The following is a 16,265-nucleotide window of genomic DNA, read 5'->3' on the forward strand; positions in this document are numbered from 1 at the left end:
GTCTATTTTAAATTATTTTCTCAAATATTATAGCTATTGAACATCCAAATCTTCATTTAACGAAAGCAATTCTAACCAGCCAGATGCTCCCACTGGGTCTTATTATCCTTTTTAAATACCTCTACATCCGCAGCAACCATTTCCCGACATAAAGCAGGTAAATCATATTCCGGCTCCCAGCCTAATTTAGTTTTTGATTTAGTAGGATCACCAATTAGCAATTCTACTTCTGTCGGACGGAAATAAGCAGGGTCTACCGACACAACCTCTTGGCCAACTTTTAGCTCAAATTCCGGATTAGTTACCGCCTTCACAAATCCTTTTTCATTCACGCCTTCTCCCGTAAATTCAATCTCGGCTCCTACCTCTGCAAAGGCCATTTTTACAAAATCGCGTACTGGAGTAGTTATACCCGTCGCAATAACATAATCTTCTGCCTTATCCTGTTGTAGTATAAGCCACATCGCTTTTACATAATCCTTTGCATGCCCCCAATCGCGACGAGCATCCAAATTACCCAAAAACATTTTTTCTTGTAGACCTAAGGAAATAGCCGCTACCGCCCTTGTAATCTTTCTTGTCACAAACGTTTCACCTCTTAAGGGGCTTTCATGGTTAAATAAAATACCGTTACAGGCATACATATCATACGCTTCGCGGTAGTTTACTGTGATCCAATAACCATAAAGTTTAGCTACAGCATAAGGACTACGAGGATAGAAAGGAGTTGTTTCGCTTTGAGGTACTGCCTGTACTAGGCCATATAATTCCGAAGTAGATGCTTGATAAATACGCGTTTTCTTTTCCAATCCTAAAATCCGAATAGCTTCTAAAATTCTCAAAGTTCCAATTCCATCGGCATTAGCGGTGTATTCAGGGGTATCAAAACTTACTTTTACATGGCTCATTGCCGCCAAGTTATAAATTTCATCAGGCTGCGTTTCCTGAATAATACGGATAAGATTCGTGCTATCCGTCATGTCACCATAATGCAGCTTAAACCGTACATTCTCACTATGAGGATCTTGGTATAGATGGTCTATACGATCTGTATTGATGAGTGATGAGCGTCTTTTAATGCCATGCACCATATAGCCTTTTTCTAGTAGTAGTTCTGCTAAATAAGCGCCATCTTGTCCGTTTACGCCGGTAACTAATGCTGTTTTCATATCTTACTTATTAATATAATTAAATTGCTTGTTTATCTAAGAAATTGTCATTCAACCGCACTACATCATGATCATCAGAAGGATTTTGCGCATCAACATGGTGCCATATTTGTGCGATTACGGCCCAATCTTTTAATCCTACCAAACGATGACGTTTACCGGGACTTAATTCCATTAATTCATTTGATTGCTTTATAGATAACGTCCCTTCTTCATCGTTATCACTTGTTATCACCCCTACCTCCCCCACAAGCACCTGCCACCATTCGGCCCTTCGTAGATGATATTGCCATGCAATTGCGCGTTTTGGTTCAACCACTAAAATTTTCGGTTTCATTGGGAGATGAGGAGAAACGTATTGATTCATTTTCCAATTTTTAAAGTACATCTTTGCAAACTGCATCGATTGGGCTTCGTCTATAAGAAGAAAACCGCCCCACGGTTGTGATTGATCTAAGCTAGCAATACGAAAACCTTGTAATGCGAGTTTGGCTTTCACTTCTTCAAAAAGATCACGCTTATATGAGATACGCATAATTGAAAATATTTAATCTTATACAATCAACATGAATCCGAATATTACATCCCCAAAAATATTTCATGTTTTTCCCCTTATTATTGTCTTTCTAAACGTTCACTCAGCTCGTTTCGTCAAAATTCTACCCTGAGTAAGAAGGAGTTAACTCGCACTAAAAATATTACAGTATAATATTTTCATAAAGCACGACATATAAATGAATATTTTTCAATTAATTAACCAAATCTTAACAACATTTTAAAATAAAAAGTCATTTTATTGGCTTTCTTCGAAAATAGCAAGCTTTTCAGAAGCAAACAAGATTTACCATTATACATGTGTACCAACTACACAATAATGTGTAAATTTGTAGAAGTAAGTGTGATGGGAGATAAACGATTGTAAAAAAGGCACTAAACAACCATAGCCCTTATAGAAAGGACTTCTTTAAAGAAGAGACAAGGCCCGAAATCAGTTAATATTTGCTTCTTTTTGCAAAAATTAATTCTTTAATTACTCGGCATAGAGTATAAGGTAATCATTATCGATTTCAAAATCCTCATACACTAATTGGCGATCCGTATCAGCTCGTAAAAGAGATTTACCTTCACCTCTCTCTGCACAAATCTTAGCAAGTTCCCCCTCATTAAGATGCAGCCTCTGCCATTGCCCCAGTTTAGCCGGCATATTACTTTTATTATTCATTTACAATTAGGTTTTTATAAAAGCATCTAAGGTACAAAGGTAACCATATTAGCACGGGTAAATATACCTGTTTTCAAGTATATTATCTTCAATTACGCACATACCATTTGGTATTACTTTAGATAGCTGCACCAAATATCGGTAAATCAAACGTTTCCAAGTAGATATAAGCACGAAACGTGTATAAATAGAGAAAATTTGAGTATTAATTATTAAAGATTTAATAATAAGATCATCTTTGTTTAAAACCAATGTGTTTTGAAAAGGAGCTTATTCAATGCAACAGAATTAAAAGAACTGCAATAGCAGACAGATCAATTAAGAAAATAAAAGTTGATTTTGCAGATTTAGTCCACCTAAATCTTTATGTGCTTGGCCACTTTTAACATATTGTGTAATCTTTCCTAAATGACGCTCATGGTGTAGATCAGTACCTACCAGATCGTATAATCCATTTTTTATAAGGTACATGGTAGCTTTCGCTACTTCCTTGCCATAATAACCTGTTGGTGAAAGCAAATTCAATTGCAATAAGCAACCTAGCTCCTTTAAACGGTGATATGCTTGCGGTTTTTGAAAATAAAAAGTATAGCGTTCAGGATGGGCCATAATAGGTTTATAGCCTTTCGTAACGATTTCAAAAATAGTTTGCTCCAGTTGCATGGGTTCTGCCAGCCAGGGCATTTCTATCAGCAAAAAATTATTAGGAAAAGTATTTAGTCTATTATTTTTTAACAAACTCGCGAATTGCTCTCCCAACATATGTTCAGCCGCAGCAAACGTGTAAGCATCTATATTTTCTTTTCTTAATTCATCCGTTAACGTATGATGTACTGCTGCAATTATTTCAGGAGTATTAGGGTACACTTCATCGTAAACATGAGGTGTTATGATAAAACGACTCAACCCTAGCGCTTGTAATTTTTTAATAAAATCAATACTGGTGACAAGCGTTTGCACCCCGTCATCTATACCTGGTAAAAGGTGAGAATGTATATCCGTTCCCATCCATTGCAGATCTGTATGGCCTTGTTTTTTAAATAAACTAAACATTTTTCCTAATTTCAAACACCATCAATTCCTAACCAACCAATCGGCTATCTAATAAGCCTGCTTGTCTCCAATAATCATTCTCCAAAAAGTCAAAAATATGATTTTTAAATCAAGTAAAAAGGCCCAATGTTCAATATACCAAATATCATGTTCAATTCGGGCTTTCAAGAGATTTGGGTTAGCAGATTCACCCCTTAACCCATTTACCTGTGCCCAACCGGTAATACCGGGTTTTGCCTGATGCCTTACCAAGTAATTTTTCACCAGATAGGTAGATTCGAGGTTCATTAACGAAGCATGAGGACGTGGTCCAACTACAGACATTTCTCCTCGTAATACGTTTAAAAACTGTGGAAATTCGTCCAAACTAGTTTTTCTCAAGATCCTTCCTACCTTCGTTATACGCGGGTCATCTTTCTGCGCCTGTTGAAATTTACCTTGATTATTTGTGTCAGGCGCTTTTACATACATAGACCTAAATTTATAACATAAAAAGGGTCTATTACGTTTTCCCCACCGTTCTTGTTTATAAAAAACAGGTCCTCTTGAATTCAATTTAATAGCAATAGCTATGATCGGGAAAAGCCACGAGCATACAAAAATTAGCACGAAACCGCTAAAAATCAAATCAAAACCCCGCTTTGCCGCCCGGTTATAAATATCCTCTAGCGGTTCATTACGCACACTTAATAAAGGAAATCCGCCTATCATACTAAAACTGTACATTCCAGGACTACTCATTTGGAACACATTCGGTATAATCCGTAAGCGCACGGCATGAGCACTTAATACAGAAGCTATTTCCTTTGCATTATATGGTGCATCGGGCTCTTCCGTAATAAACACTTCATCAATATCATCGATATTTCCTAATGGCTGACCGCCCAACATCAACACTCTTCCGTCCTTTTCATTGCTTGCGGGACGAGAAAGACTTAGTACTCCTTGTACATAACGGACCAACTCATAACCGTAAAATTTGTTCTCACGGATATATTTACAAAATAATTGGCCGTTCTCTCCCCCCCCAATAACCAACGCTCTCCTTCTTAAATAGCCATGCCTAAAAACAAGCAAGTAGATTTTTTTTAGCAAAATTTTACTTAGCGGTATTAAAAACCCCAACAGTACACCATAAATCACTACAAAAGTTCTCGAATAATCATTTTCTTTCACCGCAAAAATGAAAAGCACTACAAGCATAATTTGCCAAAGTATAGTGTTAGCAGTTTTAAAAAGTTCTCGCATTTGGTTCTCCTGTATTTTATCTTCGTATAAACGGCTTGAACGAGCAGTAAAATACCAGCCGCATAATAAAAACAATAAGAAACCTAAATCGTAAAGCCCCAGTTGATAAAAATACTCATAGTTACTCAGGCGAACAGCCACAAAAAACGAGAGAATAATAAAAAAGAAGTCTGAAACTACATGCGTAAAATGAAAGAAATAACGGCTACTTAAGTCCATATGAAGTAAATTATGAGAAGATATTACACAGTAAAGAGCATTTTTAAGGCAAAAACGCGCTTAGCAAAAACCATACCGCTATATTATAATATAACAAAAATCCAGCACTCTTTATTTTTTATTCACACCTCATAAAAATCTCGCTTTATGTACTTTTTGTTCATGGAACCTGATTAAATAATAAACTCATGCAAAAAAATGACATACTTGTCAAAAAATCAACACACACATAAACAATTTATAAATGTTTATACACAATTATTGATAAATTTGGCATGATTTTTACACTTAATTGTAAAATTGTTAACGAATTTCAACAATTATTCACATAAAATTTATATAATTTTAACACATACATGTGAAAGAAAGACTATTAAACCCACAAGCATTATTATTTAAATTGTTACATACGAAACCAAACTCAGCCACTAAACATTACGCCAAGGTCGTTCGGTTAAAAAAAAGACCATCGCGACTTTCGGTGCTGGCTACACAAAGCTCTAAATTTGGTATAATGCTTATCGGTTTTATACTTTATAGACGTAATAAAAACACACAAAGGCAGATTATTGAATTACAGAAAATTAATGGAGCACTCCAAACGCAATATGATGTTTTAAAAGACACCAATGATAAAAACGAATTATTGTTAAATGAAATTCACCACCGTGTGAAAAATAATCTACAGTTTGTGTCCTCTTTATTGAACATGAAGATGCGCTCCTCCGACAATGCAGAAGCCAAACAGGCGCTACACGAGAGTGCCGTAAGGTTACAATCCATGTTGTTAGTGCACCAAAAACTATACAGTGAAGATCGTCAAGGCTTCGTAGACATGAAGCAATATACGCACGACTTAGTGCATTATCTTTTACAAAGTTACATTACAAATAAGCATCCCATCCTCCCACATATATCGGTAGGCACTATAAAATTTGAAACCGATACAGTTATTCCTTTTGGCCTACTACTCACAGAATTAATAACCAATTCCATTAAGTATGCAAAACCTAAAGAACAAAAACTACATTTAAACATTGAGCTGTCCCCTTTACAACATGGGCAATACTGCCTGCACTACAGTGACAATGGAAAAGGTCTTTCTTCTCCAATTGACTTCACGAGTGTAAACACCATGGGATTACGCTTACTGTACAACCTCACCAAACAACTAAAAGGAACGATTCATTACGAATTCAGAGAAATCTCCATTTTTAAAATTAATTTCAGAAGTATTTAGATGCAAAATTTACGAATTGTTATAGTTGAAGATGAAATGATCATTGCAATGGACATGCAAGAGATGCTCCAGGATGTGGGTTATACGGTGTGTGGTATTGCCAGCACTTACGAAGAAGCCCTTTCAATGACAAAAACAGCGCAACCGGATCTATTTCTACTAGATATTGGTATAAGCGGGGCCAAAAACGGTATAGGTTTAGCGCACACTTTACATCAGTTAGGTTTACCCTTTATTTTCACGACATCCCGTACGGAAAGCTCCTATATTGAAAGTGCTAAAAGCACAAAGCCCTACGGTTATTTGCTTAAACCATTCTCCAAGTTAGATCTATACGCCAATATAGAAATGGCATTGGGCCACGTACAAAGCCCAAAAGTACAAAGCTTATACCTTCCAATGGGCCGGAACAAGCATCATGTTGCGCTTAATGATTTACTTTTCATAAAGGCAAACGGCAACTATGTAGAGTTGAAAATCGGAGAGAGAAGAGTTGCATTGCGAAAAAACTTAAAAGAGTTTGAAGCGAAATTACCGGCAGGCCACCCCTTTCTACGCGTTCATAAATCGTATTTGGTAAACCGAAATCACATAAGTTCATTTAATCAGCTAGAATTAAGTCTTTTAGACGGTACAAAAGTGCCCATTGGCCGCACATATTTTACCGAAATCAAATCAAACATGATGATTGTTTAAAAAAATATTAAGCAATCCGTCATATAATTATGGTTTACACACAAAAAGCAGTCATTCAAATACAAAAAATTCAAGAAATATTACAACAAACAATAGATCATCCTATATTTATACTGAAGAAAATGATACGCAGTAATAAAAACATATAGGATGATCTCAATTCTACCAAACGATACTACTTCTATTTCAGTAGGCAGTTTATTAGGCGTCGACATGCATATCGATTTGCTCAATTCGAGCAGTGATTTCTTTGCCACCAATGATGTAACTGAAGGCCTCAAAATTTCGGGTTATAATGCTATTATTGGCGCTGCATTAGACAATGAAAGTGCTAATCAAACGATTATGGAAGCAGCCCTTCCAATTCGCACGGTACGTCTTTATCACCTAGAAACGGAAACAGCAGAACTACAAGAAAGTGAACTTGTATGTTTTGGAAAAAATTATGTGCTCTTACAAGCCAGTTCAGCGATCTTAAGTAAAGACCTTGAAGATGGCATAGCCGATCTCAAACAAAGAGGTTATACACCTATATTAGTTAAAGCCGAGCAGTATGAATGTTTGCAAGACAATTATCGTAACATACAACGTGTAATTCTCCAAGGTTGTTTATTTGAAACGGACATGCTGTCTTTAACAGGGCATAATGGAATCGAGTCCAAACGTTTGGCACAAAAGTTATTTAAAGAAGAACGCGTAAGTTTTGCCGGATCTGGAGCTTGCAGCGCTGACGAACAATATATGGTAAATGAGCTTTTCCATTCCAAAAAATTAGTTAAGCAGCTACAATCGCCACAGATAAAGAACAAAGAGTTACTAACAACATATTAAACATTCAAATATAAACCCAAAGACTTTATTGGGGTTAGCAATTAGCATACTAACCCCTTAAAGGCATACGTTTTGTTGATGATCGCCATATTGCGGCTCCCCCTAATAATATCCCTCCACCCACAACAACAGCCACAGCTCCATTCGCTGCAGAAAATCCGAGTATGCTAATACCCAATCCCACCAGCGCAATAGATATACCTATTACTTTTACTCCAAATGCGTTTTGCTTCTGTGATTCACTATCTTTATCTGTCGCCGCTAATTTACCTGCTGCACCTTTAAATGAAGGGTAATGTTGACTGCTATTAACTACTTCAAAAAACAACAATACCAAAAGCGGTAAACCGACCCCCAAAGCAGTCTCCCAAACCCTATTTAATTTTATTTCCAACAATACAGGAGCACCTATCTTCATAAACATACTGACCATTAAACTGATTAGGGAAGCTGTTACAATAGATACAGCGGTTTGCTTTTTTGAGAATAACGACCAAATAAGAGGAGCAAAGAGTGATCCGCCAGCAATTGCTGCTGTACTCAATACCATTTCCACAATCCCACCAACTTTAGGTATCAGAATAGCAATAACCATCGTAAGTAATCCAAAAAGCACCGTAAAGACTCTTGCAACCCATACCAATGTTTTATCAGAAGCTTTCGGAAAAAAGATCTTTTTATAAACATCATTTGCAAAAACTACTGCAACTAAATTGAGTGTCGTATTTGCTTTACTGGCCGTAGCAGAAATCATTCCTGAAAGCACTAAACCAACCAAGCCAGCAGGTAATACCTTTTGCGCCATCATCATGTAGGCCCCTTCCGCTTCTATACCTTGTAAACTTGGATTAATCACACGGTAAAGCATGGGAGGTAGCATCCAAATAAACGGACAGATCAAATATAGCCCCGTAAATAAAAAGGCAACTTTACGTGCATTCTTTTCATTAGAAACACTCGTGTAACGTTGCACGTATGGCCAGTTGCCCCCTATATAAATAGTTTGATACAAAAGAAAAGCAAGAAAAAATCCAACGCTGTACTCACTATTAAAAAAATCAAAAAAACGATCTGGAGCATTGGACACAAAAGTCGGGATACCTCCGGCATCCTTTAATGCTAGCGGAATCACAATTAATACCGCGGCAGATAATACCACAAATTGTACCACATCTGTTACTAAAACGGCCCAAAGGCCACCCGCAGCGGTGTATAAAATAATAATACCGCCAATGATGAGCACACTGGCCTCAATAGAAATTCCTGATGCAACATTTACCATCTTTCCTACCGGGTATAAAACTGCCGCAACAGAAAACAGACTATACAATAATGTTAGCGTAGTATAAAATTGCTGTGTTTTTACACCAAAACGAACGCCGATGTATTCTGCTGCTGTAAGTGCGCCGGTTTTCTTCCATCGATGAGCAATAAAGATAGCCGTTATTAATCCCCCTAACATCATGGTCAACTGTATCCCGTTGGCTACAAATCCCGCTTGATAGGCAATGGATCCCCAAACAACAAAAGTCCCTGCCGAAAAGTAGCTGATAAACAAAGAGAGCCCATTAATCCACCAAGGTGTTTGCCCGCCCGCTTCAAAAAATGTCGAGGTATTCTTACTTCCCGAATAAGTAAACACCATTCCAATACATAAAATCAGTAGGGCAAATACGGCCATTACTACATAATCGATGTTATTCATCACGATCTTTTTTTTGTTTAAGACAATTGTTTTAGAATTTAAGCATAACAGCGTATAGCAAACAAGGCTGCCGGAACTTTAGCCGAAGGATGTTCCATACTAATGGTCAATCTTTCTGTTTCTACAAAACGATCAAAGATTATAGTATTGACTGTTTTATAGTTATTCCGTTTTTCATATAATATGTTCCCCTCACCATCTAGAATTTTATACTCCTGTATACAAAAAGGCATTACACGTTCAGGATGCGTCATTAATACAGACTCCATTGGATGATCGAAATCCGTATCGAAGAAAAGATCTAGCCTTTTTATCTTTTGTTTTTTATTCCAAACAATTTCTATTGCCGGATGAGGGTCTGCAGGGTCTGCCACCCAGGCATTTGTACTCACTGTTGGCCTATCTATACCATTTACAAGAAAGCTACTATCAAAAATGTGGATTCTTTCAGAGAGCGCTAGCAATATATTTTGTCCTTCAGGTCTTCGTGCAGGACACCAAAATTCAAAGGCTTCAACTCCCATATTTAACGGTGGAATTTGTTTCCCGTAATTTGATACCGCTTTGTTTACACCGTTAAATACAGAAACCAGTCCCGTAACCCGTTGCTCTGTATAAGGAAGTAAAATATCCGAATTATCTTTAAACACGAGAAATACATATGCAGGATGCGTCAGTGTGACATCAAAAATTAACTCCAGCATCTGCTCTCCTTCCTTCACATTGAGCGTTTGGCTCGCTAGCAGAACATCCGGTGTAAAGCTTCCAATTCGACTGCTTTTTTTCAATTCCACTACTAATGAAGTGTTGCAGCTCCCTTGCACGCTTATCTTAAAGGTTGGGCATAGACCGCTCGGCAACGGTAGCAATTGAGCAGCAGCAATGAGCAAAGGCTTCCATTGAACATCTATGGCATCAAATCCGTTAAACTCCCATACAGAAGAAGTTTTTATAAAACCTTGCTGCATCAAATCCAGCGGATCTTTTTGCACTACATGTGGAATATAATGGCCTATTCTTATTAGTTCCTGCTGAAGTAAATTGATCTTTTTCTCTTGTAAAATAGCTGCCGGGTTTATTTTTAACTGCTTGCATAAAACAGCTGCCATACCCACCGCCTCTCCCACGTAAGCACTGGTAGCCATTACCCTAGTAGCTCCAAAGGCGACGTGGCTTACGCTGATAATTCGTCCCGCCAGCAATAGATTCTTAATGTTGCGGCTATACAAACAACGGTAAGGAATCTGAAAAACCCCTTTACTATGCCACTGATCACAGGCGTTATTTTCACCGAACACACCATCTGCAGGATGTAGGTCAATAGACCATCCCCCATAAGCCACTGCATCTTCATGTTTCCTTTGTTCTACCAGATCCTGTTGTGTCAGTATATAATCTCCTTCAAATCTTCTACTTTCTCTTTTCCCTGGAATGGCGCCTACCCATTCTAACGTCATGGTATCCGCTTCGGGAAAATTTCCCGAATTCTTGATATAATCCCATACACCGTAAACGATCCTCCACAGATCCCATTTAATTTTTTCACTATCATGCACCGTATCCATTCTACCTCCGTGTTCTACCCACCACAATTTACAGCCAAATTCCCGTGCGTTAAAATTCTTAAATCGCGGAATTTCTTTCGTTACGTCCATCGCAAATGCGGGCGGTATAAACTTAACCGATTTACCCACATCTTTACTATAAAAATATAAGCTATGCCCCAGCAGTTCTCCATATACAGCTTCTGGCGCCATCAACTCTCCAAACTCCTCTTTACTTTCAGCACCCATTCTAAAGGCTGCGCCGGCCAAAAAACCAATAATACCGTCTCCAGATGCGTCACAGAATAAAGGTGCCCTTAGCTGATATTCTGTTGAATTTTGACTGCAAAATGCTGTCAATGCTGTGATATGATCAGGCCCATCTTTTTCCACCTCATATACAGCTGTGTTGAGTAATAAGGTAATATTTGATTCTTGAGCTACTTTGTCTAACAAAATCATGTCCAAAATAACAGCGTTTCCCTCAGGATTACGATACGTATTTTCTACCAATAGTTCGTCAACCACCCCACCCTCACGGCTCCACCGGTTATTATTACCCATATGTGAAGTAGCTCCCAATATCCACAGACGGATTTCACTGGATGCGTTACCGCCAAGTACTGGCCGGTCTTGTACAAGTATCACTTTAATCCCTTTACGGGCAGCTGTGATTGCTGCACAAACGCCAGAAAGTCCCCCCCCTGTCACAACGAGATCGGCCTTTAGTACTTCCACACGCTTATTTCTTCCTGCTGCTACAAATTCTTCTTTAAACTTCATCGCTAATTTTTATTGGTTTTTATTCCTTTTATGCATATCGCTCAAGCTCCGGCTATTATTACCTGTTCCCAAGGCGACCATTGACTTTCTATTGTACCTGTTAGACCTTTTATTCTAAGCTCATAGCTCCCTGGCGGCACATTATCGATTTTCAGAGAGCCCTCCAATGATGATTTCGTAGGGATATAAAACTTATTTGTAAATTTCATATCGATGCCCTGGCAACAGTTTAAAGCTCCACCATTTATTCCCTTGCTTTAGTTCTAATTCAATCTTTTTATTCATAGTAAGGTCTTTCACCTTGACATTTTCATCGATGATGCCCTTCACGCTCTTATTAATAGTAGATTTTCCCATACCATCAGGAAAGAAGAAATTATACGAAAATGCTTTTTCTGATATAGGATATATCTCTGCATAAAATTCCTGTTTTTGGCTGCTTACTAAAATCCCCTTTCCACCTATAAATAGAGGCAACTTGTCGACAGGAAATGCGTAATCTTGCAATATACAAGGGCCACTAAAAACTGTCCCATTTTCATAATCTATCCATTTCCCTTCTGGCAGGTACACATCCCGTGAGGTCGCAGTGGCATAATCATTTCCGTACAGCGGTGTCGCCAATAAAGACTCGCCCAGCATCCAAGCATATTGTCGATGCTCCTTACCTGCCAAATAATAGGTGCTTGTATCAGTAGGAAAAGCAATCGGCAGTGGCGTCATGGCATACGGAAAACCTTCTTCAAAACTGCTAACTGCCGCACTATAAAGATAAGGCGCGTATTTAGTATGCCAGTCCGCTGCTTTCTTCACCGCATTCCTGTAATGGCTATGTGTAATATTCCATGGTCCTAAACCCATAGCCATCACAGGGCTTATGGCAGCCAGCATGGCATTTCTCGCAAAATACAGTTCTTGATCAGTCGTAAGTGGCAATGTCAAGTATTTACCCGCCACAATATCTAAGTAAACGGCGGGCACACCACTTGCTGCATAATTCAATCCGTTAATGACAGGACGGTCTTGGTCATGACCGTATTGCGTATCCTCCAATCGCAAAATATGACCCGGAACAGCGTATGCTCCATTTCGAGCCATTATTAAATATTGTTTATCTATCAAAGACCTATTAACTAAATCAACTTTTGCATCGTTATTTAGCTTCGCGCCGTCCAATAACATGAGGTCCTCCTTAAATCCTTTCACGCCCCATTTATCAACGCCTTTCACATACCAATCAACCGCTTGTCTATTCTCACTATTCAACAAAAACACGTTTCCCTGTGGAAAGACGACCTTATAAGTACCCGGCTCCCCTCTCACCCCCTTTACAAAATAGCTTGAATCCATTCCCTGCAACGTATAAAACCCATCGTTTGCCTGATAAAAGTTACCATTATATTGTTGAGGTGCTTTAAAATTAATACGCAACCCCAGCAATAAATCTATCTCCCGCTTAACGAAGAAATCTTTAAAGCCGCTCACATCAGGATATCTCGGAGATGGTAGACCATCCCTTCTTCCCTTCTGCGGCTCGTCATCCCATATACCAAAGCTAGTGGTACTGCCTTCATTTGGATTTCTTCTTTCTCCCTTCCAAAATCCCGAGCCTATCACCGCCCACTTTAATTTAAATCCGCGTTGCAGGTAATTATCAATATCCTCTTGCACCGAATGCTGAAAAGTATTCCATCCCAACGATCCAAATGCTTCATACCCTACTTCAAAAAATCGGTATTTCGGTTTCACGTCTTGGTATCCTTCCCGCACTTTCACCTGCTTATAACTGGCATAGATTACCTGAGGGCTCCCAAGAAAATAGTAAATAGTAGCATCCTTTACACCTACTGCACCTAAGCGATTTTCTTTATCGTTGATCGCTACACGCTTTGTTCGTTTTTCAAAAAGGACCTGTGCAAAGTTATTTTTGGGAAAAATGGCAAAGTTGGATATAAAACGATGCCCGTTATCCCGATTACCAAAATCATTATCTGTAAAATGATGGATCGCGGTGTTATCTCCGTAGCCCCCATGATCTCCCAAACCATAGGCAGGGCCAGTAGCAGCTGTACAAAAATCTATTACATACAAGTCATCATCGTCACGGCCGACAGATGGTATCAACTTTAAAGCAATATAATTTGTATCTAAAAATATACTCAATTGCGCTTTTACGCCCTCTTTATTTTCAACGCTTAACAGCAACAGATCTCTCCCTTGTTTTAATACAGCTGTAGCATTAGCAGTGAGGGGAGCACTTTCAGCTCCTTTTACAAAACGGATTCCTGCTTGTGCATGTGGCGATATTGCGGCTGTTTGCCCCTCATTTAATAAGGCGCCATAACGCAAACCTTGCGGCATGATAAAAAAAGTATACTTATCTCTTTTGATAAATAATGTATCCGGTAAATTTGCGGCCTTAACAGAGAAGCAAACGAAATAAAATAAAAACACAAGACCTTTACTTTTCATGTAAAATATGCCCCTTTACTAAAATTTTCCCTATGTAGATTTCTGAATGCGCATATTTTTCGGGATGTTCTGTAATATCCTTTAATTGCTTTGTTCCCAAAATCTCTCTCTTATCGGGTATCGTTTTATCTATGCTAAACGTCACCTCATGTTTTCCAGGATTGACCTGCAGCACAAAATATTGCCCTCGGTAACGATTGTTGCAATTACTATTAAACCGGTTAATTCCAGTAAGCCCTTCATTGACTACCTTATAACGAACCCCTTCATCAACGAGCATTTGCACCTCCCTGCCATCCAATAACACCTTCAGCTGTCCAACTTCCGGTCCTCCAATATCAAACAACCCAATAGCATCTCCTTCAAAGCGGATCGTGCAGCTCGCTCCAAGGGTTTCTGCAGCCATAACGGTCGGAAACCATGTCGCAAATTGCTGCAGTCGCCCACTGGTAGGTATTTCTTTCCAATCGTTCGAAAATATTGCACCTTCTTTTGGATTAACCCATTGCGCTTCCTCCCAATTATCGGGATACATTGCAGTTGGCAAATCATGTATCGTCGCCTCTTCCGGCACAAAAAGATCATAAGCAGCACTGAACATTCTTGCTATCGCAGCAGCATACAGGTTTCCTCCCTCCTTTAAGGGATGCACCCCATCCGCTGTAAAAATCGGTTTGCCAGATTTAACCTCTGGGTCTCCCTTGGCCACCAGTTTTTCTTGCTGCACCATCCAAGCCGGGTATAAAGCCATGTGCACAGAAGGCAATTGATAATAATCTGCTAACTGTTCTATCGCAACAATATGAGGTAATATTGATCCTTCTTGGTAAGCATTCAATTGATTCACCGTTGCCACATATACCAAACAAACATCCGTATGGACATCCGTCTTTTTTACCTGCCGGATAATCCCCTCTATACCTTGTGGAAAACCACCATTCGCAGCAAATTCTATAAAGACTAGATCCGGCTGTTTAGACAGCAATTGATCAGCCACCCGGCAGGCACCTAGGTCAGCATCCGTGCCCGGAATACCTGCTGCTAGTTCAATGATTTCGTTGTTGGGCAATAATTCACTAAGAAGTTTTGTGGTTTGTTTACGATATCCATAGTTTGCTTCTGTAATGCTCCCACCAATATAAGCTACACGGACCTTTTTACTTCGGTTGGTTTTTTTAAAAAAATCCGGCAGCCCACTTCGAAGTTTAAACTCGTCAATTCCTGCTATGTGTAGCACCGAGGACTTACTTAATCGCTGTTCACGTATCCGAAGGGTATTAACTATCTTAACCGCGAGCGAATCCCCCACCTTATCCAAGCCACCTTGATTGTAATGGATTTCATCCATCATGAAACCACTATTTATAAAAAGATTAGTCCCCTCAAAAGCAATATGCACCGCATCCATTTGTTTGGCTATATTTCCCTGACTGGCCCTTACTAGATCAAAACCCATCGTTGGGTGATCTTTATAATAACCTGTTTTAACTATAAAAATTGGAGTATTAGCATGTAAAGCAGTTCTAAAGCGCTCTATCAGCTCTTTAAAACACTGTTCGTAGGCCAATTGACTTAACTGTTTTTTATTAATAGCATTGGCATCCCGTTCGCCCTGCAGCCAAATAATACCACTTAACGGCAATCCGGTCTTTTTCATGGCAGCCGAAACCTTACGCAAAGCATTCTTAAATAGTTTCCCAGAAGACGCCCATGTTCCATAGCTATCCAGTTCTGCCTTTTCGTTGCAGGAACTTCCCCCTCTAGCAGCCGGCACTAATATAATGGTGTCGCCGGTGAGCTGATGAAAAGTACGAGAAAAAGCAGGCCAAGCACTTCCCGATGTGGCCGACTCAAAGTCCAATTCATTGGCACCCACGGGATCGATCAATGGCCTCAGGGAGTCTTCTTGATAGACATATTCATAGGCTGTTCCAGGCATTAGAGCAGGCGACAATGAGGCGTCACCCTTCCCCACGGCGTTACTCTGTCCAGCTACTAAAAACAAATATTTAGCCGCTTGCACTTTCCATACCGAACAGCTTAACAATAAAAAAATACAGCTAACCTTCAATCCCATATTAAA

The 16,265-nt window shown here is 39.1% G+C and carries 13 protein-coding genes; 3 read left to right on the plus strand and 10 right to left on the minus strand.

What is annotated here, in order from left to right; all coding sequences use genetic code 11:
• Window positions 1-71 precede the first annotated feature (71 nt).
• The 5 genes from gmd to BMY50_RS19155 form a co-directional block, all read right to left on the minus strand.
• Window positions 72-1,169: a GDP-mannose 4,6-dehydratase gene (gene gmd / locus BMY50_RS19135; RefSeq protein ID WP_093327659.1), complete on the minus strand. Its 1,098-nt coding sequence runs from the start codon at window positions 1,167-1,169 to the stop codon at window positions 72-74.
• Between the two features lie 19 nt (window positions 1,170-1,188).
• Window positions 1,189-1,704, minus strand: coding sequence for a cupin domain-containing protein (locus BMY50_RS19140; protein ID WP_093327662.1), 516 nt, complete (start codon window positions 1,702-1,704; stop codon window positions 1,189-1,191).
• Between the two features lie 495 nt (window positions 1,705-2,199).
• Entirely contained in the window at window positions 2,200-2,391 is a 192-nt protein-coding gene (locus tag BMY50_RS19145; protein ID WP_093327664.1) for a hypothetical protein, read from the minus strand.
• A 318-nt stretch (window positions 2,392-2,709) separates the two neighbouring features.
• Complete coding sequence (locus BMY50_RS19150; RefSeq protein ID WP_093327667.1) at window positions 2,710-3,444, minus strand: tyrosine-protein phosphatase; 735 nt, start codon at window positions 3,442-3,444, stop codon at window positions 2,710-2,712.
• A 48-nt stretch (window positions 3,445-3,492) separates the two neighbouring features.
• Entirely contained in the window at window positions 3,493-4,911 is a 1,419-nt protein-coding gene (locus BMY50_RS19155; RefSeq protein WP_093327669.1) for an undecaprenyl-phosphate glucose phosphotransferase, read from the minus strand.
• A gap of 358 nt (window positions 4,912-5,269) precedes the next feature.
• Here BMY50_RS19155 and BMY50_RS19160 point away from each other — a divergent pair, with 358 nt between their 5' ends.
• The 3 genes from BMY50_RS19160 to BMY50_RS19170 all read left to right on the plus strand — a co-directional run bounded on the left by BMY50_RS19160 (window position 5,270) and on the right by BMY50_RS19170 (window position 7,678).
• Window positions 5,270-6,151 carry a sensor histidine kinase gene (locus BMY50_RS19160; protein ID WP_093327672.1) on the plus strand — a complete coding sequence of 294 codons (882 nt, stop codon included), beginning with the start codon at window positions 5,270-5,272 and terminating at the stop codon, window positions 6,149-6,151.
• Window positions 6,152-6,847, plus strand: coding sequence for a LytR/AlgR family response regulator transcription factor (locus BMY50_RS19165; protein WP_093327674.1), 696 nt, complete (start codon window positions 6,152-6,154; stop codon window positions 6,845-6,847).
• A gap of 150 nt (window positions 6,848-6,997) precedes the next feature.
• Window positions 6,998-7,678, plus strand: a complete 681-nt coding sequence (locus BMY50_RS19170) for a CpsB/CapC family capsule biosynthesis tyrosine phosphatase (RefSeq protein WP_139202298.1) — start codon at window positions 6,998-7,000, stop codon at window positions 7,676-7,678.
• A gap of 49 nt (window positions 7,679-7,727) precedes the next feature.
• Here BMY50_RS19170 and BMY50_RS19175 read toward each other — a convergent pair whose 3' ends face one another.
• Genes BMY50_RS19175 through BMY50_RS19190 form a run of 5 tightly spaced genes read right to left on the minus strand, consistent with a single transcriptional unit; the run spans window position 7,728 to window position 16,259 of the window.
• Window positions 7,728-9,383, minus strand: coding sequence for a sodium:solute symporter family protein (locus BMY50_RS19175; RefSeq protein ID WP_093327680.1), 1,656 nt, complete (start codon window positions 9,381-9,383; stop codon window positions 7,728-7,730).
• A gap of 38 nt (window positions 9,384-9,421) precedes the next feature.
• A complete protein-coding gene (locus tag BMY50_RS19180; protein ID WP_093327683.1) occupies window positions 9,422-11,710 on the minus strand; it encodes an FAD-dependent oxidoreductase in 2,289 nt (762 codons plus the stop codon).
• Window positions 11,711-11,751: 41 nt separating this feature from the next.
• Window positions 11,752-11,919 (minus strand): hypothetical protein, encoded by a 168-nt coding sequence (locus BMY50_RS28180; protein ID WP_162276637.1) that lies wholly within the window; start codon window positions 11,917-11,919, stop codon window positions 11,752-11,754.
• The gene (locus BMY50_RS19185; protein WP_093327686.1) at window positions 11,903-14,182 is read right to left on the minus strand and encodes a TIM-barrel domain-containing protein; all 2,280 of its coding nucleotides are present in this window, start codon (window positions 14,180-14,182) and stop codon (window positions 11,903-11,905) included. Before BMY50_RS19185 ends, BMY50_RS28180 begins: the two co-directional genes overlap by 17 nt.
• Window positions 14,172-16,259, minus strand: a complete 2,088-nt coding sequence (locus tag BMY50_RS19190) for an SGNH/GDSL hydrolase family protein (protein WP_093327688.1) — start codon at window positions 16,257-16,259, stop codon at window positions 14,172-14,174. The genes BMY50_RS19185 and BMY50_RS19190 overlap by 11 nt, the downstream gene beginning before the upstream one ends.
• Window positions 16,260-16,265: the final 6 nt, after the last annotated feature.

It is taken from the genome of Olivibacter domesticus, assembly GCF_900109575.1.
GTDB lineage: Bacteria > Bacteroidota > Bacteroidia > Sphingobacteriales > Sphingobacteriaceae > Olivibacter > Olivibacter domesticus.